Source organism: Actinopolymorpha rutila (assembly GCF_013407855.1).
GTDB classification, from domain to species: Bacteria; Actinomycetota; Actinomycetes; order Propionibacteriales; family Actinopolymorphaceae; genus Actinopolymorpha; species Actinopolymorpha rutila.
The window spans coordinates 3,302,105-3,327,065 of sequence record NZ_JACBZH010000001.1 but is presented as its reverse complement, the minus strand read 5'-3'; the positions used below and the strand labels follow the sequence as shown (position 1 = coordinate 3,327,065).

Annotated in this window: 21 protein-coding genes; 6 read left to right on the top strand and 15 right to left on the bottom strand. The window is 72.3% G+C overall.

Annotated features, from left to right (window positions below; all coding sequences use genetic code 11):
- Positions 1 to 138: 138 nt before the first annotated feature.
- Complete coding sequence (locus F4554_RS14765) at positions 139 to 2,796, top strand: PEP/pyruvate-binding domain-containing protein (protein WP_337796050.1); 2,658 nt, start codon at positions 139 to 141, stop codon at positions 2,794 to 2,796.
- Between the two features lie 29 nt (positions 2,797 to 2,825).
- Here F4554_RS14765 and F4554_RS14760 read toward each other — a convergent pair whose 3' ends face one another.
- The 6 genes from F4554_RS14760 to ald all read right to left on the bottom strand — a co-directional run bounded on the left by F4554_RS14760 (position 2,826) and on the right by ald (position 8,992).
- The gene (locus F4554_RS14760) at positions 2,826 to 3,560 is read right to left on the bottom strand and encodes a pseudouridine synthase (RefSeq protein ID WP_179787902.1); all 735 of its coding nucleotides are present in this window, start codon (positions 3,558 to 3,560) and stop codon (positions 2,826 to 2,828) included.
- Positions 3,553 to 4,569 carry an SMC-Scp complex subunit ScpB gene (scpB, locus tag F4554_RS14755; RefSeq protein ID WP_179787901.1) on the bottom strand — a complete coding sequence of 339 codons (1,017 nt, stop codon included), beginning with the start codon at positions 4,567 to 4,569 and terminating at the stop codon, positions 3,553 to 3,555. The genes F4554_RS14760 and scpB overlap by 8 nt, the downstream gene beginning before the upstream one ends.
- Positions 4,566 to 5,546, bottom strand: a complete 981-nt coding sequence (locus F4554_RS14750; protein WP_420360724.1) for a segregation and condensation protein A — start codon at positions 5,544 to 5,546, stop codon at positions 4,566 to 4,568. Before F4554_RS14750 ends, scpB begins: the two co-directional genes overlap by 4 nt.
- A gap of 38 nt (positions 5,547 to 5,584) precedes the next feature.
- Complete coding sequence (locus F4554_RS14745) at positions 5,585 to 6,679, bottom strand: ParA family protein (RefSeq protein ID WP_272956058.1); 1,095 nt, start codon at positions 6,677 to 6,679, stop codon at positions 5,585 to 5,587.
- Positions 6,680 to 6,945: 266 nt separating this feature from the next.
- Positions 6,946 to 7,875 (bottom strand): site-specific tyrosine recombinase XerD, encoded by a 930-nt coding sequence (xerD, locus tag F4554_RS14740; RefSeq protein ID WP_179787900.1) that lies wholly within the window; start codon positions 7,873 to 7,875, stop codon positions 6,946 to 6,948.
- A gap of 1 nt (position 7,876) precedes the next feature.
- Positions 7,877 to 8,992 carry an alanine dehydrogenase gene (ald, locus tag F4554_RS14735; RefSeq protein ID WP_179787899.1) on the bottom strand — a complete coding sequence of 372 codons (1,116 nt, stop codon included), beginning with the start codon at positions 8,990 to 8,992 and terminating at the stop codon, positions 7,877 to 7,879.
- A gap of 227 nt (positions 8,993 to 9,219) precedes the next feature.
- Here ald and F4554_RS14730 point away from each other — a divergent pair, with 227 nt between their 5' ends.
- Together F4554_RS14730 and F4554_RS14725 are read left to right on the top strand one after the other, a co-directional pair.
- Positions 9,220 to 10,299: an aminotransferase class V-fold PLP-dependent enzyme gene (locus F4554_RS14730; protein WP_179787898.1), complete on the top strand. Its 1,080-nt coding sequence runs from the start codon at positions 9,220 to 9,222 to the stop codon at positions 10,297 to 10,299.
- Positions 10,300 to 10,401: 102 nt separating this feature from the next.
- The gene (locus F4554_RS14725; RefSeq protein WP_179787897.1) at positions 10,402 to 11,928 is read left to right on the top strand and encodes a helix-turn-helix domain-containing protein; all 1,527 of its coding nucleotides are present in this window, start codon (positions 10,402 to 10,404) and stop codon (positions 11,926 to 11,928) included.
- A 23-nt stretch (positions 11,929 to 11,951) separates the two neighbouring features.
- Here the strand turns inward: F4554_RS14725 and F4554_RS14720 are convergent, their stop codons facing one another.
- Positions 11,952 to 12,500 carry a GNAT family N-acetyltransferase gene (locus tag F4554_RS14720; protein ID WP_337796049.1) on the bottom strand — a complete coding sequence of 183 codons (549 nt, stop codon included), beginning with the start codon at positions 12,498 to 12,500 and terminating at the stop codon, positions 11,952 to 11,954.
- Between the two features lie 22 nt (positions 12,501 to 12,522).
- Complete coding sequence (locus F4554_RS14715) at positions 12,523 to 13,347, bottom strand: 3-hydroxybutyrate dehydrogenase (protein ID WP_179787896.1); 825 nt, start codon at positions 13,345 to 13,347, stop codon at positions 12,523 to 12,525.
- A gap of 204 nt (positions 13,348 to 13,551) precedes the next feature.
- Here F4554_RS14715 and F4554_RS14710 point away from each other — a divergent pair, with 204 nt between their 5' ends.
- From F4554_RS14710 to F4554_RS14700, 3 genes are all read left to right on the top strand, one after another.
- The gene (locus tag F4554_RS14710; RefSeq protein ID WP_179787895.1) at positions 13,552 to 14,262 is read left to right on the top strand and encodes an NBR1-Ig-like domain-containing protein; all 711 of its coding nucleotides are present in this window, start codon (positions 13,552 to 13,554) and stop codon (positions 14,260 to 14,262) included.
- 128 nt (positions 14,263 to 14,390) lie between these two features.
- On the top strand, positions 14,391 to 14,714 hold the full coding sequence (locus tag F4554_RS14705; protein ID WP_337796048.1) for a DUF2087 domain-containing protein: 324 nt from the start codon (positions 14,391 to 14,393) through the stop codon (positions 14,712 to 14,714).
- Positions 14,715 to 14,856: 142 nt separating this feature from the next.
- Entirely contained in the window at positions 14,857 to 16,020 is a 1,164-nt protein-coding gene (locus F4554_RS14700) for a serine hydrolase domain-containing protein (protein WP_179787894.1), read from the top strand.
- Here the strand turns inward: F4554_RS14700 and F4554_RS14695 are convergent.
- From F4554_RS14695 to steA, 7 genes are all read right to left on the bottom strand, one after another.
- A complete protein-coding gene (locus F4554_RS14695) occupies positions 15,996 to 16,595 on the bottom strand; it encodes an NUDIX domain-containing protein (RefSeq protein ID WP_202889972.1) in 600 nt (199 codons plus the stop codon). The two genes, F4554_RS14700 and F4554_RS14695, sit on opposite strands and share 25 nt — an antisense overlap.
- A gap of 101 nt (positions 16,596 to 16,696) precedes the next feature.
- A complete protein-coding gene (locus F4554_RS14690) occupies positions 16,697 to 18,580 on the bottom strand; it encodes a CTP synthase (RefSeq protein WP_420360752.1) in 1,884 nt (627 codons plus the stop codon).
- A gap of 238 nt (positions 18,581 to 18,818) precedes the next feature.
- Positions 18,819 to 19,889 carry a glycosyltransferase gene (locus F4554_RS14685; protein WP_179787892.1) on the bottom strand — a complete coding sequence of 357 codons (1,071 nt, stop codon included), beginning with the start codon at positions 19,887 to 19,889 and terminating at the stop codon, positions 18,819 to 18,821.
- On the bottom strand, positions 19,886 to 21,703 hold the full coding sequence (gene murJ, locus F4554_RS14680; protein ID WP_179787891.1) for a murein biosynthesis integral membrane protein MurJ: 1,818 nt from the start codon (positions 21,701 to 21,703) through the stop codon (positions 19,886 to 19,888). The genes F4554_RS14685 and murJ overlap by 4 nt, the downstream gene beginning before the upstream one ends.
- A complete protein-coding gene (locus tag F4554_RS14675; RefSeq protein WP_238341302.1) occupies positions 21,700 to 22,662 on the bottom strand; it encodes a hypothetical protein in 963 nt (320 codons plus the stop codon). Before F4554_RS14675 ends, murJ begins: the two co-directional genes overlap by 4 nt.
- Complete coding sequence (locus F4554_RS14670; RefSeq protein WP_179787890.1) at positions 22,659 to 23,612, bottom strand: copper transporter; 954 nt, start codon at positions 23,610 to 23,612, stop codon at positions 22,659 to 22,661. The genes F4554_RS14675 and F4554_RS14670 overlap by 4 nt, the downstream gene beginning before the upstream one ends.
- Complete coding sequence (gene steA, locus F4554_RS14665; protein WP_179787889.1) at positions 23,609 to 24,790, bottom strand: putative cytokinetic ring protein SteA; 1,182 nt, start codon at positions 24,788 to 24,790, stop codon at positions 23,609 to 23,611. Before steA ends, F4554_RS14670 begins: the two co-directional genes overlap by 4 nt.
- Positions 24,791 to 24,961 lie beyond the last annotated feature (171 nt).

Genomic DNA, 24,961 nt, shown 5'->3' with positions numbered 1-24,961 from the left:
CGTTCGTCACGACCCCTGTTTCGTCGTTGACCGCAGGATCGGCCGGGAGTAGCTTCCACGATGACCAGATGAGTTCATCTGGTCAATGACTTCGTGCGCCGCGCACGCTGGATGCTCCACGAAGGGAGCACTGTTCCGGTGAACGCCGATCCCACCGACCAGGCTGATCCCACCGACCAGGCCAACCTCAACTCCGCACCCCCCGAGACCGCTCTCCCGTACGTCGTACCTCTCGACCACCCCACCGCCGGCATCGCCGAGGTCGGCGGCAAGGGCGCCTCGCTGGCCCGCCTCGCCCGCGCCGGCCTGCCGGTGCCGACCGGCTTCCAGGTGACGACGGCGGCGTACCTCGCGTTCGTGGGGCGGGACGGACGACAGGACCAGATCCTCGCCGCCGTTGCCGGCCTGCGTGCCGACCAGCCCGAGCGGTGTGAGGAGGCGGCGCAGAAGATCGGCCGGCTGTTCGCCGAAGGCGTCGTACCGGCCGAGGTCGCCGAGCCGATCGAACGGACGTACGCGGGTCTCGACGACGGCAACCTCCCGGTCGCGGTGCGTTCGTCGGCCACCGCGGAGGACCTGCCGGGGATGTCGTTCGCCGGGCAGCAGGACACCTACCTGAACATCCGCGGTCGCGACTTCGTGCTCGACGCGGTACGCCGGTGCTGGGCCTCGTTGTGGACCGCCCGCGCGATCGCCTACCGGATCCGGCACGGCATCCCCGCCGACTCCGTCGCACTCGCCGTCGTGGTGCAGGAACTCGTCCCGGCCGACTCCGCCGGCGTGATGTTCACCGTCGACCCGACGACCGGTGACCGTGCGTACGTCCACGTCGACGCCACCTGGGGGCTGGGCGAGGCACTCGTCGGCGGCCAGGTCACCCCCGACTCCCTGCTCGTCGACCGGGAGACCTTCGCCGTGGCGCGCCGGGCGACCGGCGAGAAGTCCGTACGGACCGTACGGACCGTACGGACCGAGCTGGGCACGCACGAGGAACCCGTGCCGCCGAACCTCCGGAACGCCCCGGTGCTGGACGACCGGCAGGCCGGCGAGCTGGCCCGGCTCGGCGTCGCGATCGAGGAGCTGTACGGCTGCCCGATGGACGTCGAGTGGGCCCGGCACGACGGACGGTTCTTCCTCGTCCAGGCCCGGCCGGTCACCGCGCTTCCTACTGGGCCGGCCACCGCGGACGAGGAGTGGAACGACAGCCTGCGCGGTGACTACCTGTGGACGTCGGGCAACCTCGGCGAGGCGATCCCGGACGTGATGACGCCCTGCACCTGGTCGCTGATCCGCATCTTCATGGCGGAGACGATGGCGCTGTCGGCCGTCGGGGAGCACCGGCTGTCCGGCAACATCGGCGGCAGGTTCTACCTCAACCTCAGTGTCGCCGCGGCCTCCGCCCAGGCGTTCGGCCTGTCCAAGCTGTTCTACTCGAGCATCCCGGAGATCTTCGGCCGGATCCCGGACGGCGTCACGATCCCGACGCTGCCGCTGTCACGGTGGCGGCTGGTCGGGAGCGTGCTCGGCGAGGTCGTGCCGTTCTACCGCCGCCTGCGGACGTACCAGAAGAACTTTCCGGCCCTGGTCGCCGACGCGCCCGCCCGCTTCGAACGCGTCACCGCCGCGATCCGCGCAGCGAACACCACGGCGGCGCTGGCGAAGGTGTGGGACGCCGAGGGTGAGCCGTACCTTCGCGACACCAGCCGGATGCTGGCCGCGGGCGCCCGGATGGACGGCAACGCGCTGGCGACGATCGGTACCCGCGTCCGCAAGGTGGCCGGCGAGAGCGACGCGAACGCCCTGCTCACCGGGCTGCACGCCGCCGGTGGCGAGCTCGCCAGCCTCGGCCCGCTGGTCGGCCTGGCTCAGATACGCCATGGGCAGCTGGACCGGGACACCTACCTCCGGCAGTGGGGCCACCGCGGGCCGCACGAGTTCGAGGTGTCGGTGCCACGCCCGGCCGAGGACCCCGACTGGGTCGATCGGGAGCTAGCCGCCATGGACGGCGCCCGGGAGGACGCGACCGACCTGCTCGCCCGGCAGCAACGAGCGCGCGAGGCGGCCTGGGAACGGGTACGCGCCCGGCTCCGGCCGCGTGAGGTCACCGCCCTGCGGCGCCGCGTCGACCGCGCGGCGCACGCCGCCCGCGCACGCGAGGCCGCCCGGTCGGAGGTGATCCGGGCGTTCTGGGCGATGCGGATCTTCGTCCTGCGGGCCGGTGAGCTGACCGGCCGCGGCGACGACCTCTTCTTCTGCGACATCCGGGAGATCGTCCGGGTCCTCGATGGCGACGACGCTCCGCTGGCGGCGGTGCCGGAGCGCCGGGCGGCGTACGACCGCTACCGCGCGCTGCCGGTGTATCCCACGCTGGTCCGCGGCGCGTTCGACCCGGTGCGCTGGGCCGCCGGCCCGAACCGCCGCCTCGACCTGTGCGACGCGACCACCGAGCACGCTCCGGTGGCCGAGACGGTGACCGGGTTCGCCGGGGCGGCCGGGGTCGTGGAGGGCATCGCCCACGTCATCGCCGGCCCGGAGGACGGCGCGCAGCTGCGGCCGGGCGAGATTCTCGTCACCTCCGTCACCAACGTCGGCTGGACGCCGCTGTTCCCGCGGGCGGCCGCGGTGGTCACCGACATCGGCGCTCCCCTGTCGCACGCCGCGATCGTCGCCCGCGAACTCGGCATCCCGGCAGTGGTCGGCACCGGCAACGCCACGGTCCGGCTGCGGAGCGGCGACCGGATCCGGGTGGACGGCGGGCACGGCACCGTCGACGTGCTGGAGGCCGCGCCGCGGTAGAGCGTCCCGGGTGGGCGGGCCTGCCGGGGTCAGAGTTCGACGGTGTCCAGGAGAGTGCCGAGCTCCTGCTGGCTGAGCGGCCGGACCTGTCCGGGGGCCAGGTCGCCGAGCTTCACCGGGCCCAGTGACGTACGCGCGAGCCGGCGGACCGGGTGGCCGACCTCGGCGAGCATCCGCCGGACGATGTGCTTGCGCCCCTCGTGCAGGACGATCTCGACCATGGCCTTGGCGCCCGACTGCTGCACGACGCGGAACGCGTCCGCCCGCGCCGGGCCGTCCTCGAGCTCGACGCCCTCCCGCAGCGCCCGGCCGACCCGCGGGGGGACCGGACCGGGAACCTCGGCGACGTAGGTCTTCTGCACGCCGTACGACGGGTGGGCCAGCCGGTGGGCGAACTCCCCGTCGTTGACCAGCAGGATCAGTCCCTCGGTGTCGGTGTCCAGCCGGCCGACGTGGAAAAGGCGTTCCGGCCGGTCGCGGACGAGGTCGCCGAGGCACCGGCGGCCCTGCGGGTCGCTCATCGTGCTGACCACGCCGCGCGGCTTGTTCAGGACGAGGTAGACCTTGGTCTCGTCCACCGCGATCCGCCGGCCGTCCACGCGTACCGAGTCGCGGGTCGGGTCGACCCGGGTGCCGAGCGTCGTCACCACCTGGCCGTTGACCTCGACCCGGCCGTCGACGATGAGCTCCTCGGCGGCGCGCCGGCTGCCGACCCCGGCCTGGGCGAGCACCTTCTGCAGCCGAACGCCCTCGGACTCACCCATCGGCGTCCGTCCTCCGCTCCGTACTCACGTCAGTCTGGTCGGTCTCGGAGGACTCGGCCTCCGCCGGCTCGTCCTCCGCCGGCTCGTCCTCCGCCGGCTCGTCCTCGGGCTCCGACGGCGGCTCTTCCTCCACCTGCCCGGGCTCGACGGCCGGTTCGGCCTCGTCCTCCGCGTCACCCAACGGCATCTGCGCGGGAACCGCCGGCGCCACCTCCGCGGGCATGCTCACCTGCTCGGCTTCCATCTCGTCGATGTCCGGGAGGTACGGCGCGAGGTCCGGCAACTCCTCCAGCGACCGGACGCCGAGGCGTTCGAGGAAGTACGACGTGGTGCGGTACAGCGTCGCGTTGCTCTCCCCCTCCGCGCCGGCCTCCTCCACCAGCCCGCGCGTCACCAGCGTGCGCATCACGCCGTCGCAGTTGACGCCGCGGATCGCCGACACGCGCGCTCGGCTCACCGGCTGCTTGTACGCCACGACCGCCAGCGTCTCCAGCGCGGCCTGGGTGAGCTTGGCCTGCTGCCCGTCGAGCACGAACCGCTGAACGACGTCGGCGTACTCCTCCCGGGTGTAGAGCCGCCAGCCACCCGCGACCTCGCGCAGGTCGAACCCGCGTTCCTGCTCGGTGTACTCCGCCGACAGCGTGCGCAGCGCCTCGTCGATGTCGGGCCGGGGCCGCCCGAGAACCTGCGCCAGCGTGACCGGTGAAATCGGCTCGTCGACGATCAGCAGGATCGCCTCGATCGGCCCGTGCAGGTCACCGGGTACGACGACGTCGAGGGTCTCCTCGGCCGAGTCCTCAGTCTGTTCGGCTTCCTCGGCGGACGGGGCCGGCTCGACCGCCTCGGACGTCGTACCGTCCTCACTGATCTCCGTCGGCTCGGCCTGCTCCGTCGGCTCGGTCGGCTGCGCGGCCTCGGTGGGCTCGGCCTGCTCGTCGGTGGGCTCGGCCTGCTCGTCGGTGGACGGCGCCGGGCGCTCGATCTCGGGCGCGTCGTCGGCACCGCTCATGTGCTGTCTCCTGTCGATTCCGGCTCGGGCTGCTCGTCCGGCTCCTGCTCGCCGTCCGGCTCCTGCTCTCCGCCTGGCTCCTGCTCGTCGCCGCCGTCCTCGCCGTCGCCGCCGTCCTGCTCGTCGAACTCGTCGCTGACCGTGACCGAGCCCTCGTCACTGCCCGCCCAGCGCACCGTCAGCTCGGCCAGGGCCTCGGCCTGCTCGAAGGTCACCGCGCCCTCGCGGAAGAGTTCCAGCAGGGCGAGGAACCGCGCGATCGTCGTGACGACGTTCGGCGAGTCGGCCACCAGCGCCCGGAACGTCGTCGAGCGTATCCGCCGCAGGCGTTCGACCAGGATGGTGCCCTGCTCCCGAACGCTGACCCGGGGCGCGTGGATGTGCGTCAGCGACACCACCGGCTCCGGGCGCGGGCGCATCGCCCGGGCGGCGAGCCGGGCGAAGTCGTCGACACCCAGGCCGATCAGCACCTCGGGCAGCAGCCTGGCGAAGCGGTCCTCCAGGCCCACGGCGCGTGGGAACCGGCGCGCCTCCCGCGTCATGCGCTCCGCCAGCAGCCCGCCCACCTGCTTGTACGCGCGGTACTGCAGCAGCCGGGCGAACAACAGGTCCCGGGCCTCCAGCAGCGCGAGGTCCTCCTCGTCCTCGACCTCTCCCTGCGGCAGCAGCCGGGCGGCCTTGAGGTCGAGCAGGGTGGACGCGACGAGCAGGAACTCCGTGGTCTGGTCGAGGTCCCACTCCGGGCCCTTCGCCCGGATGTAGGCGATGAACTCGTCGGTCACCACCGACAGCGCGACCTCGGTGACGTCCAGCTTGTGCTTGGAGATCAGCCCGAGCAGCAGGTCGAACGGGCCCTCGAAGTTGTCCAGCCGAACGGTGAACGTGTTCCGCCGGCCGATCGCCGCCGGCTCCCCCTCGGCCTCACCTGGGTCTCCGGGCGCCGGTTCGTCTCCGGGCACGCTCACGTGGTCGGTCACGTAGGTCTGTGCTGTGGTGGTCAGCCGAGGCAGCCGGATCAGCCGAGCCGGCCGACCAGCTCGCGGGCAAGCTGGCGGTAGGCCTCGGCGGCGACGCTGTTCGGTGCGTACGTGGTGATCGGCTCGCCCAGCTTGTTGGTCTCGGGGAAGCGGACCGTACGCGAGATCACGGTGTGGAACACCGTCTCGCCGAACCGGCCGACGACCTCCTCCAGGATCTCCCGGGCGTGCAGCGTCCGCATGTCGAACATCGTGGCCAGGATGCCCTCGATCTTCAGCCGCGGGTTGATGCGTTCCTGCACGGTCTTGATCGTCTTGTCGACCAGGAAGCCGAGGCCGCGCAGGGCGAAGTACTCGCACTCCAGCGGGATGATCACGCCGTCGGCGGCGGTGAGCGCGTTGACGGTGAGCAGACCCAGCGAGGGCTGGCAGTCGATCAGGATCAGGTCGTACTCCGGACGCAGCGCCTCCAACTGGCGGGCCAGCGTGGTCTCCCGGGCGACCTCGGTGACGAGCTGGATCTCCGCACCGGACAGCGAGATGTCCGACGGCAGCAGGTCCATGCCGTCGATCGCGGTCTTGACCCGGATGTCCTCCGCGGTCACGTCGCGGTCGATGACCATGTCGTACGTCGTGGCTTCCAGCGAGAGCGGGTCGATGCCGAGCCCGATCGTCAGCGAAGCCTGCGGGTCGAAGTCGACCAGCAGCACCCGGCGGCCGAGCTCGGCCAGCGATGCACCGAGGTTGATCGCGGTGGTCGTCTTGCCGACGCCACCCTTCTGGTTGACGATCGCGAGGATGCGGGCCGGCCCGTGGCTCTCCAGCGGCGGCGGGTCGGGGAACTGGGGGCGCGGCTTGGGTGAGGAAGCATTGCCCCCGCCGTTGACTGCGGGCGCGGGCGCGACCGGCGTGAGGTCGGGCTCTTCGATCTCGGCCGGCTCCGCGGGGTCGACGACGGGCTCGGTGGGTACAGAGGGTACGACGGGCTCAGCGGGCCCGGTGGGGTCGACCGGCACAGACGGCGCGGACGGCACCGACGGCGGCGGCACCACCGACGGGTCCGCGGGCGTGGAGGGGCCGATCGTGGGGCTGGTCGCCACCGGGGGCGTGTCGGAGACAAGGTCGGTGGGCATGGAGCTTGTCGCTGCGTAGCCGGACTCAGGCGACAGCTGGGCAGACTCGGTTCCGGCACCGTTCGTCGAGTCGTTCACGGCTCGCGTAACCTCCTGCCACGTCGGGCCCACCTTCTCGGGCAGCGACTCTGCGGTTTGGGAACTCTAGTCTCACCTGCCGGTGGACCCGGCGGGGAGGCCAGGGGCACCGAGCCACCGCCGGTCCTCGAGCGATCCCGGCGGCACATGCGCCGTACTGCATACGACCGTAGTGCCAACCCTGGGTTTCACGCCCGTGCCCGGGGGTGTGTCGCGGCATACACCTCGCGCAGCTTGTCGACGGTGACGAGCGTATAGACCTGCGTGGTCGTCACCGACGCGTGCCCGAGGAGTTCCTGCACCACCCGGACGTCCGCGCCGCCGTCGAGCAGATGGGTCGCGAAGGAGTGCCGGAGCGTGTGTGGCGACACCTCCGCGGGCACGTTCGCGCGTTCGGCGGCGTGCCGCAGGACGGTCCACGCACTCTGCCGGGAGAGCCGGCCGCCGCGGGCGTTGAGGAACAGCGCGGGGGTGCCCTTGCCGCCGCCGGCGAGCGCGGGTCTGGCCCGCACCTGGTAGGCGGTGACGGCCCTGCCGGCGTACGAACCGACCGGCACGATCCGTTCCTTCCCGCCCTTGCCGCGCAGCAGCACCGCACCGGACTCCAGGTCGAGGTCGTCGACGTCCAGGCCGACCGCCTCGGAGATACGCGCGCCGGTGCCGTAGAGGAGTTCGAGCAGCGCCCGGTCGCGCAGTGCCAGCGGGGTGTCGCCGGCGCCGGACGCCTCCAGAATGCGTTCGACGTCGGCGACCGGCAGCGCCTTCGGCAGCCGGCGCGGCGGCACCGGCGGGCGCACCTCCCGGGCCGGGTCGTCCCCGGTCAGCCCCTCCCGGTGCGCGAACTTGTGGAACCCCCGTACGGCGACCACGGTGCGCGCTGCCGAGCTCGGGCCGAGCGGCGGATGGTCGGGGTCGCCCTCCCGCAACCGGACGAGGAACGCGCTGACGTCGGCGGGCCCGATCCGGTCGGGCCGGTCGAGCCCCCTCGCGGCCAGGAACTCCGCGTACCGGCGCAGGTCCCGGCGGTAGGACGCCAGCGTGTTGGCCGCCAGCCCGCGTTCGACGCTGAGGTGGTTGAGGTAGCCGGTGACCGCCCGCTCCACCCCCGTGGCGGTCACCTCAGGCCACCACCGCGGCGAAGTCGGTGTGCGGCAGGCCGTGCGCCTCCGCGACCGCGGCGTTGACCAGGTGCCCCTCGTGGGTGTTCAGGCCGAGGCCGAGGGCGAGGTCGGCCCGGCTGGCCTCCTGCCATCCCCGGTCGGCGAGCTCGAGGACGTAGGGCAGCGTGACGTTGGTCAGTGCGTACGTCGAGGTGTGCGGCACCGCACCGGGCATGTTCGCCACGCAGTAGAACACCGAGTCGTGCACGCGGTAGGTGGGCTCGTCGTGCGTGGTGGGCCGGGAGTCCTCGAAGCAGCCGCCCTGGTCGATGGAGATGTCCACCAGCACGCTGCCCGGCTTCATCCGGGACACCTGTTCGGTGCTGACCAGCGTCGGCGCCTTCGCGCCGGGGACGAGGACGGCGCCGATGACCAGGTCGGCGTCCAGAATGGCCCGCTCCACCTCGTAGGCGTTGGACGCCACGGTCTGCAGGTGGCCGCGGTAGACGCGGTCGGCCTGGCGGAGGCGTTCGATGTTCTTGTCCAGCAGCAGGACCTCGGCCTGCATGCCGAGCGCGATGGCGGCGGCGTTCAGCCCGGACACGCCGGCGCCGATCACCACGACCTTCGCGGCGTACACGCCGGAGACCCCGCCCATCAGGATGCCGCGCCCACCGCCCTGGCTCATCAGGTGGTACGCACCCACCTGCGGCGCCAGCCGGCCGGCCACCTCGCTCATCGGCGCCAGCAGCGGGAGCGAGCCGTCGGGCAACTGCACCGTCTCGTACGCGATGGCGGTCGTGCCGGACTCCAGCAGCGCGGTGGTGAGCTGCCGGGAGGCCGCGAGGTGGAGGTAGGTGAACAGAACCTGGCCCTTGCGCAGCCGGGCGTACTCCGAAGCGATCGGCTCCTTCACCTTGAGCACCAGATCGCTCTCGGCCCACACGTCGTCGGCGCCGTCGATGATCTTGGCGCCGGCCCGCTCGAACTCCTGGTCCGGGATCGACGACCCCTCACCCGCGCCGCGTTCGACCACCACATGGTGACCGTGCCGAACCAGCTCGTGAGCACCCGCCGGCGTCAGTGCGACGCGGTACTCGTGGGTCTTGACTTCCTTGGGGACACCGATCTTCACGCTCGCTCGTCGCCTTCCGCTGGCTCACGCGGCACGGCTCCGTTGCCGTACCGCCTGTACGCCGCCGACGGGGCTGGGAGCACCTGTCGCGGCGGGGCGAGTGTAAACCGGGCGGGGTGGGCGCACCGCTTCGTCCACAGGCGTGGCGCTGGATCGCGGCCGATCCCGCGGGTCCGCCGGGCCCCGGTGGCGGCGGTCCGGCGGGCCGTCCCCGGCAGGATGGGGCCATGGACATCGCCGCCGCCCAGGACCTGTTCGACGCCGAACCCGGCTGGCTGAACACCGCCAGTTTCGGTCTCCCGCCCCGGCCGGCCTGGGACGCCCTGCAGGAGGCGCTGGAGGTGTGGCGGCGCGGCACCAACGGCTCCGAGTGCTGGTACGACGCCACCCGGCGGGCCCGGGAGGGGTTCGCCCGGCTGGTGGGCGCCCCGGTCGCCGACGTCGCGATCGGGAGTACGACGTCCGGCCTGATCGCCCCGGTCGCCGCGGCCCTCCCGGCGGGGTCGCGGGTGGTCGTGCCGGACGTGGAGTTCACCTCCAACCTCTTCCCCTGGATGGTGCACGCCGACCGGGGCGTGGAGGTGGTGACGGTGCCGGTCGAGGAGCTCGTCCAGTCCGTCGACCGGCGGACCACGGTGGTCGCTTTCAGCGCGGTCCAGTCGGCGACCGGTCAGGTGGCCGACTTCGACCGGCTGGTCGAGGTGGGCCGCGACGCCGGCGCGTTGGTGGTCGTCGACGCCAGTCAGGCGGCAGGGTGGCTGCCCCGCGCGTGGACCCGTGCCGACGTGGTGGTGGCCTCGGCGTACAAGTGGCTGATGGCGCCGCGAGGTGCCGCGTTCGGCTACTTCGCGCCGGCGGTCCGCGAGCGGCTGCGCCCGATCCAGGCCGGATGGTTCGCGGGGGAGGATGTGGGGGCGTCCTTCTACGGGCCGCCGCTGCGGCTGGCGCGGGACGCGCGGAGGCTCGACATCTCGCCCGCGTGGTTCAGCTACGTCGGCGCCGCACCCGCCCTGGACCTGCTGCTCGACCTCGGCGTCGACCGCGTACACACCCACGACGTGGCGCTGGCGAACCGGTTCCGGGAGGGGCTCGGCCTGCCCGCGGGTGACTCGGCGATCGTGTCGGTCGACCTGCCCGGCGCCGAGGAACGGCTGGCCGCCGCCGGGATCCGAGCCGGCTTGCGGAACGGTCAGGTCCGCGTATCGTTCCACCTTTACTCCACCGTGGACGACGTTGACAGGGCGGTCGAGGCGCTTCGGCCGTCAGCGTCGGCTAGTCGCCGCGGTGAGGTCACTGACGCCTCGTGACGTCACGAGCCGCAATTTCCAACCGGGCGTGAGGCAGTTCATACCGCGACACGCCGGGACGCGACATGCGAGGACATCACATGTGAGATACGGTCTCGCCCCATGACCGAGGACTACCTACGCCGCATCGGCACGCTCATCCGGGACGCACGCCAGCACCGCGGCTGGACACAGGCCCAGCTCGCCGAGACGCTGGGCACCAGTCAGAGCGCCATCAACCGGATCGAGCGCGGCCACCAGAACCTCAGCCTGGAGATGCTGGCCCGCATCGGAGACGCGCTCGACAGCGAGATCGTGTCGCTCGGCACGTCCGGTCCCATGCACCTGCGGGTCGTCGGTGGGCGGGAGCTGTCCGGCAGCATCGACGTCAAGACCAGCAAGAACGCCTGCGTGGCCCTGCTGTGCGCGTCGCTGCTCAACCACGGCCGGACGACGCTGCGCCAGGTGGCCCGGATCGAGGAGGTCAACCGCATCCTCGAGGTCCTGCACAGCATCGGCGTCCGCACCCGCTGGCTGAACGAGAACAACGACCTGGAGATCGTCCCGCCCGCCACCCTCGACCTGGCCGGCATGGACGTCGCGGCCGCCCGGCGCACCCGCAGCGTGCTGATGTTCCTCGGCCCGCTCATGCACCGCGAGGACCGCTTCCAACTGCCGTACGCCGGTGGCTGCGACCTCGGCACCCGCACGGTCGAGCCGCACATGGTCGCGCTGCGGAAGTTCGGCCTGGAGGTCAAGGCGACCTCGGGCTACTACCACGCCGAGGTCGACCGCACCGTCTCACCCGGCGCGATCGTGCTGACCGAGCGCGGCGACACCGTGACCGAGAACGCCCTGCTCGCCGCGGCCCGCCACGACGGCGTCACCGTCATCCGCAACGCCAGCCCCAACTACATGGTCCAGGACCTCTGCTTCTACCTGGCCGAGCTCGGCGTCCGCATCGACGGCATCGGCACCACCACCCTCACCGTGCACGGAGTGCCGGCCATCGACCGCGACGTCGACTACGCGCCCTCGGAGGACCCGATCGAGGCGATGAGCCTGATCACCGCGGCGATCGTCACCGACTCCGAGCTCACCGTCCGACGGGTCCCGATCGAGTTCATGGAGATCGAGCTGGCCCAGCTGGAGGAGATGGGCCTGCACTTCACCCGCAGCGAGGAGTACGCCTCCCACAACGGCCGGACCCGGCTGGTCGACGTGACCGTCTACCCGTCCACGCTGCGTGCGCCGATCGACAAGATCCACCCGATGCCGTTCCCCGGCCTGAACATCGACAACGTGCCGTTCTTCGCGGTGATCGCCGCGGCCGCCAACGGCACCACGCTGATCCACGACTGGGTGTACGAGAACCGCGCGATCCACCTCACCGAGCTGAACAAGCTCGGCGGCCGGGTCCGGCTGGCCGACCCGCACCGGATCTACGTCGACGGGCCGACCCACTGGTCGGGCACGGAGGTCATCTGCCCGCCGGCCCTGCGCCCCGCGGTGTGCATCCTGCTGGCGATGCTGGCCGCCAAGGGCACCTCGGTGCTGCGCAACATCTACGTCATCAACCGCGGGTACGAGGACCTCGCCGAACGCCTCAACCAGCTCGGCGCGCAGATCGAGTCGTTCCGCGACATCTAGATCGAGTGTGGCGCGGGCCGTCGTCACGCGTCGGCCGCGGGCATCCCGCGCCACTCCTCCTCGAGGATGCTGAACGTCTCGGAGTCCCGCCACCCGTCGCGCAGCAGCGTGGTGTGCCGGAGCCTGCCCTCGTACGCCATGCCGAGCCGGCGCAGGACCGCGGCCGACCCCGCGTTACGCGGGTCGCAGGTGGCGGCGATCCGGTGCAGCCCGCGTTCGGCGAACCCGATCCGCAGCAGGGCCGCGCCGATCGCCGTACCCACGCCGCGGCGCCACACCCTGGGATGGACGATGTAGGAGATCTCGCCCTGCCGGTGCCGGGCGGCCAGGCCGAGGTGCAGCTCGCCCATGCCGAGCACCTCGCCGTCGACCAGCGCGGCGTACGGCTCCCGTAGCCGGGGTCGCGCGGACCACGCGTCGGCCGCCGCCCGGACGAACTCCTCCGCGTCGGCCTCGGAGTTGGGGCCCCACGGCTGGAAGCGGCAGACCTCGGGCAGGCTGGACCAGGAGTGGACGGCCGGCCAGTCGGTTGGCTCCAGGGGGCGCAGAGCCACATCTGGGCGCGAGGACACCCGGGCACCCTACGGGCATCCGTCAGGAGGCGGTCCAGCCGCCGTCGAGGGTGAGCGCCACACCGGTCAGGGACGTGGTGGCGGGTCCGCACACGAACGCCACCAGCTCGGCCACCTCGTCGGGTTCGACCAGGCGCTTGAGCGGTGTGCGGGCCAGGAGCACGTCCTCGAGCACCTGCTCCTCCGGCACGCCGTGCGCCTGGGCCTGGGCGGCGAGCTGCTTTTCCACCAGCGGTGTTCGGACGTACCCCGGGCAGATCGTGTTGGACGTGACACCGCGACCGGCGGCCTCCAGCGCGAGCACCTTCGACAGGCCTTCCAGGCCGTGCTTGGCCGCGACATAGGCAGACTTGTACGCCGAGGCCCGCTGGCCGTGCGCGGAGGAGACGTGCACCAGCCGTCCCCACCCCCGCTCGTACATGCCGGGGAGGACGAGCCGCGCCAGCCGGAACGGCGCCTCCAGCATCACCCGCTGGATCAGCGCGAACTTCTCCACCGGGAACTCCTCCACCGGCGCGACGTGTTGCAGGCCCGCGTTGTTGACCAGGATGTCGGCCTCGCGGAGCGCGTCCAGTCGTTCGAGGGCGTCCAGCCCGGCCGGGTCGCCGAGGTCGACCGGGTGCGCCTGTCCGCCCACCTCGGCAGCCGCCGCCGTGGCACCGTCGGCGTCGAGGTCCAGCACGACCACGTGGGCGCCGGCGAGGGCGAGCCGGCGGACGCAGGCCCGGCCGATGCCGCTGGCGCCGCCGGTGACCACGGCCGTCCGGCCGGACAGGTCGATGCCGCCGCCGGACGGCGCCGTGTTTGCTGCGCCTGCTGGTGCCGAGGTGGGAGTGGTGTCGGTCATGCCGACCTACCGTACGTCCCTACGGCCCTACGCCGGCGGGGTCCCGGCCGGTGGGCGGGGGCCCGGCCACCGCGGCGGCCAGGCCCACCCTCTCCCCCCTGTCGGGTGTCGTTGCTGTCCCCACCCCACACACCCGATGGACGTAACGGTAGATCGAGGTGTATTTATGCGGCGAGAGCTAATCAATTCCACCGGGGGGATGGGATGACTGGCCGTCGTGGCCGGCCGGAGAAGCCGCTGCCGGCGCCGACGAACGCGAAGGAACGCTTCGGCGCGCAGCTGCGCGAGCTCCGGCACATCAACGGAATCGGGCTGGCCGCGATGGCGGCCCTGTCCAACTGCTCGGTCACCACGATCGGGCAGGCCGAGCGCGGGGTCCAGATACCAGGTGAGGCCCTGGTGCACACCTGGGACACCGTGCTCAACGCGAACAACATTCTCAACGCCTACTACGAGGACATGCGGCACGAGGAGCGGCACAGACGGCTCACCTCCCCGCAGCGCCGCGCGCCGAGCAGGCCCGTGCCGAGCAGGCCGGTTCCCGGAGACCGCAGCGAATGGGTCGCCGACGTCACCGTTCCCGACGGCACCCTGATGCGGCCCTCGCAGACGTTCACCAAGACCTGGCGGCTCCGCAACGCGGGTTCGGTTCGCTGGACCGCCCGCTACCTGATGCGGCTCGGCACGCTGGTCGCGGCCGGGCAGGTGGCCACCCCGCGGCTGACCCCGATCCCGGACACCCAGCCCGGCGAGGAGGTCGACATCAGCGTTCCCTGCAAGGCGCACGTCATCCCGGGCACCTCCGTGGCGCACTTCAAGTTCGCCGACGCCGATGGGTACCTCTACTTCCCCCACACCGACCACGCGGGAGTCCTGTTGTCCATCACCGTGCTCGACGACGGTCGCTCCCACTAGGGTCACGCGGGGAGGCGGGTCGGGACGCGGGGACGGCGCCGTCGGGTGGCGCGGTGGTGCCTGGCCGGTAGCTGGTGGCTGGTTGTCGGCTGGACGTCGTACCGTCAGTGGCCGGAAGGTGGTGCCTCGTGGGAACCGAACCGACGACCGACGGCAGGTTGGCCCTCCCTGCCGACGCCGATCCCGACACCGAGAAGCTGTTCCGTGCCTTCGTCCGGGAAGGGCGGATCACCGCGATGCCGGCGAGGTCGGGCCGGCGCCGGCGGCTGCTGGACCACGTGGCCCAGCTGTTCGAGCCCGGCGTTCGTTACCCCGAACCCGTCGTCAACGAGACCTTGCTCCGGGTGTACGACGACCAGGCGGCGCTGCGAAGGTATCTCGTCGACGAGGGCCTGCTCGCCCGCGACAACCACGGCGTCTACTGGCGCTGCGGCGGCACCATCCGTCCCTGAACACCTCCGTCGGCTGACCACCCGTCGACGGCTCCTCCGGCGTGTCGGCGCCGATGAGTTCCGGCGGCCGGGCCAGTCTTTCTTCCAGCCGGGACCGACCATTCGGTCGACGGCTCACCGAGAGCCAGGAGAAGGCGGACCGATGAGTGGTGACCTGAACGACCTGTTGAGTACGCATGTCGGCAACGGCAACGGCACCGTGCCGGGCGCCGTCGCCGTCGTGGCCCGGGGCGACAACCTGGAGCTGGCGGTCGCCGGCTCGGTCGACGTCGAGGGCACCGCGCCGATGGCGAGGGACACGATCTTCCGGATCGCCTCGCTCACCAAGCAGGTCACAGCCGCCGGCATGATGCTGCTGCTGGAGGGCGGCCAGGTCGGCCTGGACGACCCGATCGGCAAGTGGCTGCCCGAGCTCGCCGAGCCGGTTGTTGTGCGTACGCCGGGCAGTCCCGTCGACGACGTGGTGCCGGCCGTGCGGCCGATCACCGTCGAGCACGTGCTCAGCTCCCGAGCCGGCTGGGGATTCCCATCCGACTTCACCCTGCCGGCGATCGGCCTGATCTTCGAGGTGCAGAAGAGCGGCCTCGACCCGCAGCACGTCGACCCCCCGGACGCCTGGCTGGCAGCGCTGTCGCGCGTTCCGCTGCTCTACCAGCCGGGTGAGGCATGGCTGTACAACACCTGCTCCGACCTCCAGGGCCTGCTGATCAGCCGGGTCACCGGCCAGTCGCTGCCGGACTTCCTCGCCGAGCGGCTGTTCGAGCCACTCGGCATGGCAGACACCGGGTTCGCGGTGCCCGCCGGCAAGCTCGGTCGGTTCACCAGCATGTACCGCAACGCTCCCGACGGCGGCGGGCCGGCGCTGGCGGACGCTCCCGACGGGCAGTGGAGCAGCCTGCCCGCGTTCCCGTCCGGAGCCGGGGGCCTGGTCAGTACCGCCGACGACTGGCTCCGCTTCGCGCGGATGCTGCTCGCCGGCGGCGCGCACGAGGGCCGCCGGGTGCTGTCAACCGAGTCCCTACGGCACATGACGACCGACCACCTGACGCGGGCCCAGCGCGACCTCGGTGAGCTGTTCCTGGACGGACAGGGATGGGGGTACGGCGGCTCGGTCGACCTCGCGCCCACCCGGCCGTGGAACCAACCCGGGCGCTACGGCTGGACCGGCGGCAGCGGAACCTCGGCCTACATCTCCCCCGCGAGCGGCACGATCTCGCTGCTGCTCACGCAGGTGGCGATGGACAGCCCGGAGGCGCCGCCGGTGATGCGGGACTTCTGGACCTACATCGGCCGAGGCGGCTCGTAGGGCACCGCTTCGCGGGCCGGCCACGGCGCGTCCGCGGGGCGGAGGGAGTCGAAGCCGGTGCCGTTGTGGGCCGCCCAGGCAGCGAGCGCACCCATCACCAGTGAGGGATTGTGCAGGTCTCCGGTCAGCACTCCGGCCACGACGTCGGCCAGCGGCGTCCAGGAGACGGTCATGTCCGCCTCCTCGTCGACGCCGTTGTGCCGTTCGTCGTGCGGCACCTCCGACAGACCGCGGGCGAGGTAGATCCGCAACGACTCGGTGGTCATTCCCGGTGAGGTGAAGGCGTCCACCAGCACCCGCCAGTCGCGGGCGCGAACGTGCCCCTCCTCGTACAGCTCCCGCTGGGCCGCGGCGAGGTAGTCCTCCCCCTCGACATCCAGCAGACCCGCGGGAGGCTCGAAGAGGCGGTGGCCGACGGGGTGGCGGTACTGGTGCACCAGCAGCATCCGGTCGTGGTCGTCCAGCGCGATGATGCCGACCGCACCGGAGTGGACCACGACGTCGCGGGTGAACTCCCGGTCGCCGCCGCCGTCCACGACGTCCTCGCGGACGTCGATCACCCGGCCGGTGCGCAGGGTGTACGACGAGGAGACGACCGGCCACCGCTCGGGTACGTCGCGCGGCGCGGCTCCGTCCCCATCCGGATTACCGAATCGACCGTCGACGGTCGCGCCGCTCACCGGCGTACTCCGGTGCGCAGCCTGCCGTCCCGCTGCCGCAGCGGCACCGCCTCGGCCGCACCGTCCACACCGTCCACGTCGATCGCATCGCCCGCGTGGTCACCATCGGAGTCACCGTGCTCGGGGCGCCTCGCAGCGATGCCGTCGCCGTCCTCAGCGTGGACCAACCCGAGGTCACCGACCGGGAGCTGCATCTCCCGCTGACGGGCCAGCGCGGCCTCGACCAGCCCGGCGAACAACGGGTGCGGACGGGTCGGCCGGGACCGCAGCTCGGGGTGGGCCTGGGTGGCGACGAAGTACGGGTGGAGGTCGCGGCGCAGCTCGATGAACTCCACCAGCCGGCCGTCCGGCGACGTACCGGAAATGACCAGGCCCGCGTCTTCCAGCTGCGTGCGGTAGGCGTTGTTGACCTCGTAGCGGTGCCGGTGGCGCTCCTCGACGTACGGCTCGGCGTAGGCGCGCCGCACCAGTGAGTCCTCGGCGAGCTTGGCGGGATACAGCCCGAGCCGCATCGTGCCGCCGAGGTCACCGGACCCGGCCACGATCTCGCGCTGCTCCTCCATCGTGGCCACCACTGGGTGGGCACAGGTTGCCTCGAACTCGCTGGAGTTGGCGTCGTCCAGCCCGGCGAGGTTGCGGGCCACGTCGACGACCATGCACTGCAGGCCCAGACACAGGCCGAGGACGGGCAGCTGGTGTTCGCGTGCGTACGCCGCCGCGCCGACCTTGCCCTCGACGCCCCGCACCCCGAACCCGCCGGGAATGCACACCGCGTCCACGTCGGCGAGATGGCGAGCCGCGCCCTCGCGCGTCGTGCACTCGTCGGAGGGCACCCAGCGGATGTTGACCCGGGTGTCGTGCTGGAAACCGCCGGCGCGCAACGCCTCGGTCACCGAGAGGTAGGCGTCGGGCAGGTCGATGTACTTGCCGACCAGGGCGACCGTCACCTCGTCGGCCGGATGGTGCACCCGCCGCAGCAGCTCGTCCCACTCGGTCCAGTCGACGTCGCGGAACGGGAGGTTCAGCCGGCGTACGACGTAGGCGTCCAGACCTTCGCCGTGCAGCAACTTGGGCAGATCGTAGATGCTCGGGACGTCGGGATTCTCGATGACCGCTTCCTCGTCCACGTCGCACATCAACGAGATCTTGCGCTTGACGTTGGACGGAAGCTCGCGGTTGCACCGGCAGACGATCGCGTCGGGCTGGATACCGATGCTGCGCAGGGCCGCGACGGAGTGCTGGGTGGGCTTGGTCTTGAGCTCGCCGGACGGTCCGAGGTAGGGCACCAGGGACACGTGCAGGAAGAACACGTTGTCGCGGCCCACGTCGTGGCGTACCTGCCGGGCGGCCTCCAGGAACGGCAGCGACTCGATGTCGCCGACCGTGCCGCCGATCTCGGTGATCACGACGTCGATGCCGGGTGCGGCCATCGCCCTGATGCGGGCCTTGATCTCGTTGGTGATGTGCGGAATGACCTGCACGGTGTCGCCGAGATAGTCGCCCCGTCGCTCCTTGGCGATCACGCTGGAGTAGACCTGACCGGTGGTGACGTTGGCGCTGCGGCCGAGGTCGACGTCCAGGAACCGTTCGTAGTGACCGATGTCGAGATCGGTCTCGGTCCCGTCGCCGGTGACGAACACCTCACCGTGCTGGAAGGGGTTCATGGTGCCGGGGTCGACGTTGAGATAGGGGTCGAGCTTCTGCATCGTGACCCGCAACCCGCGTGCCTTCAGCAGGTTGCCGAGGCTCGAGGCGGTGAGGCCCTTACCAAGAGAGGAGGCGACGCCCCCTGTGACGAACACGTGCCTAGTCGGCGAAGAGGCGGCCAAAGCTACTCCCCGTGGTCGGTCGGGGCCGGAAACCCGGGCGGAATCCAGCATGTCCACGGGCTTTCAGCCTAGCAACAGCCGATCGGCCCGCCACACACCACGCCGGTCCGCGGGACCGGGCGGATGGTCGGACGTTACACCCATGCGGCGACACCTGGACACGCCCGGGACCCGCCCGCAGACACGCTGCCGGAGAGGCTGTGGCGACGCCGGAAAGAGGCTGGGCCGAGGCTGGGCGGACGTACGCGAAGCTGCCGGCGGGACGCCCGATCCGCCGCCGATGCCCGGCTCATCCGGGTGTGATGACCTCCTGGTAGATCCTGGCGATCTGCCGAGCGGTCTCCTCCTCGTCCGGCCAGGTAGCGGCCTGTCGCGGACCGGCCGCACGCAGTCGCGCCGCGACCTCCGGGCGGTCGAGCACCTCCGCGAGCGCGGCGGCGACCGCCCCCGGATCGGCCGGCGGGACCAGCAGGGCCGCCGAACCGACCAGGTCGGGGATGCCGCCCACCGCGGTGGCCACGAGGGGTACGCCGGACCGCAGGGCCTCCTGCGCCACCAGGGCCCGGGCCTCCCACTGGCTGGTGAGCACGGCGACGTCGGCCGCGGCGAGGAGATCGGCGACGTCGGTGCGGTGCCCGGCCAGCCGCACCGGCAGCCGCTCGCGCTCGACGCGTTCGGCCAGCCCCGCGTGGAGGGGGCCCTCGCCGGCGACCAGCACCAGCGGCGGGAGCGCGTCGCGCTCGCGCAGCCGGACCACAGCGTCGAACAGGACGTCGTACCGCTTCTGCGGGGCGAGCCTGCCCACCGCCAGCACCAGCTGCCGGGACGCGAGCCCGAGCGACCTGCGTACGTCCTCCCGGCTGCGGGTGGCCGGCGCGAGCGCCGGCGCGGACACCGCAAGGAGCCGGGCGTCGCGGGCGCCGAGCCGGACGGCCTCCTCGGCCAGGTCGGCCGATGCGGCGAGCACGACGGTTGCCCGGCGGACGACCCACCTGCGCGCCAGGTGCAGGGGCAGTCGCCGCAGGCCGGTGGCCGACACGGTGTTGTGCCAGCTCACCACCAGCGGCGTCGGGCTACCACCGGCCAGCGCCGCGACCACCGACGCGGCGTGCCCGTGCGCGTGGATCACGTCGGCGCCGGCAAGGACGGCCCTCCCCCGTCGGACGGCGCTGGGCGCCGGGACCTCCAGTGGCACGAACTGCGCCACCCGGCCGAACCCGAACCTGCGGTCGGTCGCCGCCGGCCCGGCGATCCGAACGGTGTGACCGGACTCGACCAGCCTCGTGGCGAGTGAGCGGACGTGCCGTCCGATGCCGCCTGTGCTCGGCCCGAGCAGCAGGGCGACGCGCGGTGCCCTCACCGTCGACCGGCCGTGGTGCCGTCGGAGGTCGCGTCGGTCGCCGCGCCCGGAGTCGCGTCCGCTGCGGTGTGGGCGGTGGTGTCCGCGGGACGCCGGCGCGCGACCCTGGTGATCCGCCGGGACACCGACAGCAGGTCCTCGCGGTCGGTCAACGCCATGAGCAGGGCCACGAGCGCGGCGAACACCGCCGCCACCGCCAGCCCGGCCACCGCCGCCCCCGTCACCGCACGCACGATGTCACCGTCCGCGAACCCCCGTCCCGTCCACCGGCCGGCCGCCGCCGAAGCCGTCGCGGCGACGCTACCCGCGAGCACTGACAGGCCGAGTCCGCGCAGCGCTCCCGGTCCGGTCGCGCGGCGAACCCCGGCGAGCAGCGCGACGGCACCCAGAACCAGCCCGAGGGACGTCGCCGCGCCCAGTCCGCTCGCGGTGGCCGAGGCCGGCAGGTCGGCGGTGATGGCGACAGCCGCGACCGCTACCGCCAGCCACCCCGCCGTCGTTCCCCACGCCGCCCAGGCCGGATGTCCGCGGGCATAGAGCAGCCGGCCGGCCAGGGTCACCAGCCCGAGCGCAGGCACCGCCGGCGCGAACGCGGTGAGGGCACCGGCCAGTGCCGACGTCGTGCCGGCGCCGGGTCCGAGGACAAGCAACCTGGCCAGCGGAGCCGACGTACCGGCGAGCAGGGCGCCGCCGAGCGCACCGAGCAGGACGACCGCCCGGACCGCACCGGCGGTGAGCCGGCGCAGCTCGGCCAGGTCGGCCGGGTCGGTCTCGACCGACGAGCGTGCCGGCGCCGACGAGTCGGGCGGACGCGCCGCGGCGCTGTGGTCTGCCGAGGCGAGCGCCGCGGCATGTGGGAAGACCGTGGTCGCGACCGGCACCACGAGCACCGCGTACGGCAGGGTGAACAGCGCGAACGCCCAGGTGTAGAGGGTCAGCGTCCCCGGTTCGCCACGGTGGTTGGCCAGCCAGGTGAGCACCAGCGCGACCAGTTGCTGGGCGACCAGGGCGAGCATTCCGGCCGCCGCCAGCCGGCGCGCCCTGGCCGCGACACCGGGCGGGAACCGCAGCGCCGGCCGGATGGGTGCGGCGGCCCCCTTCGCCCGCGCGAACGCCACGAACACGGTGAGCGCCATCGCCACCACCCCGAGGGTGGTGCCACCGGCGAGCACGGCCACCGCGCGGCCGGAGACCGCCTGCGCGCCGAGGGCACCGCCCGCGACGGCCGCGAAGCCCACGTACGCCGCGATCACCACCACGCTGCTGGCCAGCGGGGCGAGCGCGGCCGCCAGGAATCTGCGCTGAGCCTGCAGCGCACCGGAGACCACCACCGCCACGCCGTAGAACCACATCTGCGGGGCGAAGATCACCAACATCCGGCCGGCGAGGTCGGCGGCGGCCTCACCGCAACCGGCGTGGCCGGCCAGCATGAGGTGGGCGTACGGACGGGCCAGGGCCGCAGCGAGAACCGTCACCGGGGTGAGGACGAGCAGGGTCCACGTCAACATTGCCGAGAGCGTCCTGGCTGCCTCGCCGGCGGCGGCACGGGAGGTGCGGCCCGCGAGCAGCGGAACGACCACCGAGGCCAGTGCCCCGCCGGCGACGATCTCGAAGGCGACGTTCGGCAACTGGTTCGCGGTGTTGTACGCGTCGCCCAGGCAGGTGTCACCGACGGTCTTGGAGAACACGACCCACCGGCCGAACCCCACCACCCGGGCCGCGACCGTGACCGCGGCCACCAGTACGGCAGCGCGGGCCAGGCCGCTCCCCCAGGCGCGCGGGCCGGCCGCCGTCGGCTCCCGCGCCGCGGTCATCGGCGCGGCTGGCGCCGGCCGAGCTCGTCCAGTCGGCGCAACGGCGAGTGTCGCTCGATCACGGCGGTGAACGATACCCGTTCGGAGGCCAGGATCAGCCCGACCAGTCCGGCGAGAACCCCGAGCCGCGCGGGCCGGGGCAGCCGCGCGGCCATGGCCACGCCGAGGCCCGCGCCGAGTGCGTTCGCACCGCAGTCGCCGAGCATGCCGTTCTCGCCGAGGTCGTCGGCGAGCAGACCGGCCGCCACCCCGACTGGCGCCGCGAGCGCGGGACCGGCCGAGGTCAGGACGAACGGCGCGTTGGCGAGTACGACCTTCAGCGCGCGTCCGGGCCGTAGGTCCAGGAGGTTGACGAGGTTGGCGGACGCGGCGACCAGTGCGCCGTCGGCGAGGATGGTCGCCACACCCGGCCCGGGTCGTCCGGGCCGTCCACCGGGGCCGAGTCGTCCACCGGGGCCGAGTCGTCCACCGGGGCCGACGCGGCCGAGCAGCGCCGCGGCGAGAAGTCCGCTGGCTCCGATGCCGGCGACCTTGACCGCGCCGCTGGTCACCTGCCCTCGCCGCAATGCGCCCAGGTGACCCCGCAGCCCTCTCTCCGCCGCCGTACCGGCCAGGTCGTCGTATGCTCCGACGGCGCCGCTGCCGACGACCGCGGCCGCCGCGGCCAGCCGCTCCGCCGTCGTGAGACCGGGTACCGCCATCGTCGCCGCGATGGTCCCGGCGACCGCGGCCGGACCGAGCAGCAGGCTGACCTGTTCACCACGATGGTTGGTACGGCTCCAGCGGTCGGCACCGGCGCCGGTGCGCGACCGAAGGCGCCGGAACGCCAGCCGGGCGGCGAGCGCCGCACCGGTGGCGACGACGAGCCGCGTGGCCGGCTCGGGAGTCCGGGATTGTGTCCGGAAACCGCGCCGAGCCCACCGGCCCGCGCGTGGTCCCTCGGCGGGTGAGCCGGTCATGAGCCGGCGGTCGGCCGCTTGGGCAGCGCTCCGTCGGTCGTACCCACCGCGCCGTACTGGCCGACGCCGCCGGTGGCCTGTTCGGCCAGCGCCCACACCGTCGCCACCTGTCCGCTGGCGAGGTCGGCGACGTCGACGGACGAGACCGCGCCGCGGGCCTGCTTGTCCGCACGCAGGCTGGCCAGCACACCGCCATCGCCGGCGGCGGACGGGTCGCCGACCACCACGGCACCGCGGCTGGCCGAATCCAGTGAACGGGCGAGCGACACCCATGCCTGGTTGGCGTCGGAATCCGGGGTGGGCTTCGCCTTGGCCTGCACCGGTGGAGCGACGACCACGGCGAGGTCCGCCTGCGGGAGGTCGCTGTCGGAGTTGACCAGGTCGCCCTCCCCGAACGCGCCCATGATGGTCGGGGTGGCGCTGTCCTTGCGGCCCGCGGCGGCGGCGTCACGAGTGACCAGAGCCCGCGCGAGCACCACGCCGGCCCGGTCGTACGCCGAACCGTTGTCCGGCATCCGTACGTCACCGGTGACCAGCCTCGTGGCGAGCTCCTCGAGGAACTGCCGCTGGCTCGGGTCGGACCACTTGTCGGTCATCGAGACGGTGCCGGTGACCGTGGCGCCCGCACTGGTCAGGCTCTGCTCGACGCCCTTGACCACACCGTTGTCGGCGTCCGGGAGGGCGACCACCACGACCTTCTGGCCGTTGAGCCGGCCCTTGACCAGGTCGGGCGCGATGTCCGCGGCGAAGGAGTCGCGGTACTTGTCACCCTCCTGGAGGTCGGCGATCTGCTTGCGGAGTCCGTCCTTCTCCTTGCTCACCGCGGAAATGGTGCCCCGCAACTGCTGGTCGAGCTCGCCCTTCAGCGGGCCGGCGCCCAACGCGACCCCGACGGCGAGTGCGAGGAAGATCGCGGCGATGGAGACGAGGAAGTAGCGGAAGTCGATCACGTGAACATTCCTCGGATCCAGAAGACCAGGTCGTTCCACCGGATGCCGACAACCTCCAGCCAGGCCTGTCCGGCGGGCGTGGCCGCGAGCGCGACCAGGAACGCGAGCAGGCCGGCGACCAGCAGCATCACGATCTGCCAGGTCTGGATCCGGGAACGGTAGAGCCGGCTGACTCCCTTGGCGTCGACCAGCTTGCCGCCCACCCGCAGCCGGGTCAGGAACATGCTGGCCGCACCGGAGCGGCCCTTGTCCAGGAACTCCACCAGCGAAAGGTGCGTGCCGACGGCGACGATGAGCGCAGCGCCCTTGGAGTCGGCGAGGAGCATCGCGATGTCCTCGCTGGTGCCGGTGGCGGCGAAGACCCGTGACTCCAGGCCCAGTCGGTCGAGGCGGTCCGCGCCGGGAGCGCGACCGTCTCGGTAGGCGTGCACGATGAGTTCGGCGCCACAGCGCAGCGCGGTGTCGGACACCGAGTCCATGTCACCGACGATGATGTCCGGCTTGAGCCGGGCCTCCAGCAGCGCGTCGGCGCCGCCGTCGACGCCGACGAGGACCGGGCGGTACTCCCGGATGTAGGACTTGAGCGCGACGAGGTCCTCGCGGTAGTCGTAGCCGCGCACCACGATGAGGACGTGCCGCCCCTCCATCTGGGTACTGACGTCGGGTACGCCCACGCCGTCCAGCAGCAGGTCGCGGTCGCGCCGGAGGTACTCCATCGTGTTGGCGGCGAACGCCTCGAGTTGGATGGCCAGCCCTGACCGTGCCTCCTCGGTGGCCTTGGCGACGGTCTCCCCGGTCTGTTCCGCTCCGAAGGCGACCTCGGTGTCGCCGCGGTACAGGCTCGCGCCGTTCAGGCGTACCGCGTCTCCCTCGCCGACCTTCGCGAAGATGTCGGCGCCGACGTCGTCGACCAGTGGGATCCCGGCCGCCATCAGGATGCCCGGGCCGAGGTTGGGATAGCGCCCACTGATGGACGGGGCGGCGTTGACGACAGCGGCGACCTGCGCGGCAACCAGTGCCTCCGCGCTCACCCGGTCGAGGTCGACATGGTTGATGACGGCGATGTCACCGGGACGAAGTCGTTTGGTGAGGTTCTTCGTCCGCGAGTCGAGTCGCGCCACGCCGACGACACCGGGCAGAGCCACCGGTCGTGGACGGCGCAAAGTAGGAAGTCTCATCGCAGACCAGATACTGCCACGCGAGTACCGCCTGTGGGCGCATGTTGTCATGTGGGCGTGGCGCAGTGCGGTCACTCCGCTACGGGCTTCTCCGCCGGCCTGGCCGTCAACGCACGGCGGGCGACTTGCTTACGTGCTTCTCCGCCGCCCGGTCGTCTACGCGCGGTGGAC

Excerpts from the sequence above, each read along its gene's own strand:
- F4554_RS14760 (WP_179787902.1), bottom strand. The coding sequence starts at position 3,560 with ATGGGTGAGTCCGAGGGCGTTCGGCTGCAGAAGGTGCTCGCCCAGGCC.
- scpB (WP_179787901.1), bottom strand. The coding sequence starts at position 4,569 with ATGAGCGGTGCCGACGACGCGCCCGAGATCGAGCGCCCGGCGCCGTCC.
- F4554_RS14745 (WP_272956058.1), bottom strand. The coding sequence starts at position 6,679 with ATGCCCACCGACCTTGTCTCCGACACGCCCCCGGTGGCGACCAGCCCC.
- F4554_RS14730 (WP_179787898.1), top strand. The coding sequence starts at position 9,220 with ATGGACATCGCCGCCGCCCAGGACCTGTTCGACGCCGAACCCGGCTGG.
- F4554_RS14725 (WP_179787897.1), top strand. The coding sequence starts at position 10,402 with ATGACCGAGGACTACCTACGCCGCATCGGCACGCTCATCCGGGACGCA.
- F4554_RS14715 (WP_179787896.1), bottom strand. The coding sequence starts at position 13,347 with ATGACCGACACCACTCCCACCTCGGCACCAGCAGGCGCAGCAAACACG.
- F4554_RS14710 (WP_179787895.1), top strand. The coding sequence starts at position 13,552 with ATGACTGGCCGTCGTGGCCGGCCGGAGAAGCCGCTGCCGGCGCCGACG.
- F4554_RS14700 (WP_179787894.1), top strand. The coding sequence starts at position 14,857 with ATGAGTGGTGACCTGAACGACCTGTTGAGTACGCATGTCGGCAACGGC.
- F4554_RS14690 (WP_420360752.1), bottom strand. The coding sequence starts at position 18,580 with ATGCTGGATTCCGCCCGGGTTTCCGGCCCCGACCGACCACGGGGAGTA.
- murJ (WP_179787891.1), bottom strand. The coding sequence starts at position 21,703 with ATGACCGCGGCGCGGGAGCCGACGGCGGCCGGCCCGCGCGCCTGGGGG.
- F4554_RS14675 (WP_238341302.1), bottom strand. The coding sequence starts at position 22,662 with ATGACCGGCTCACCCGCCGAGGGACCACGCGCGGGCCGGTGGGCTCGG.
- steA (WP_179787889.1), bottom strand. The coding sequence starts at position 24,790 with ATGAGACTTCCTACTTTGCGCCGTCCACGACCGGTGGCTCTGCCCGGT.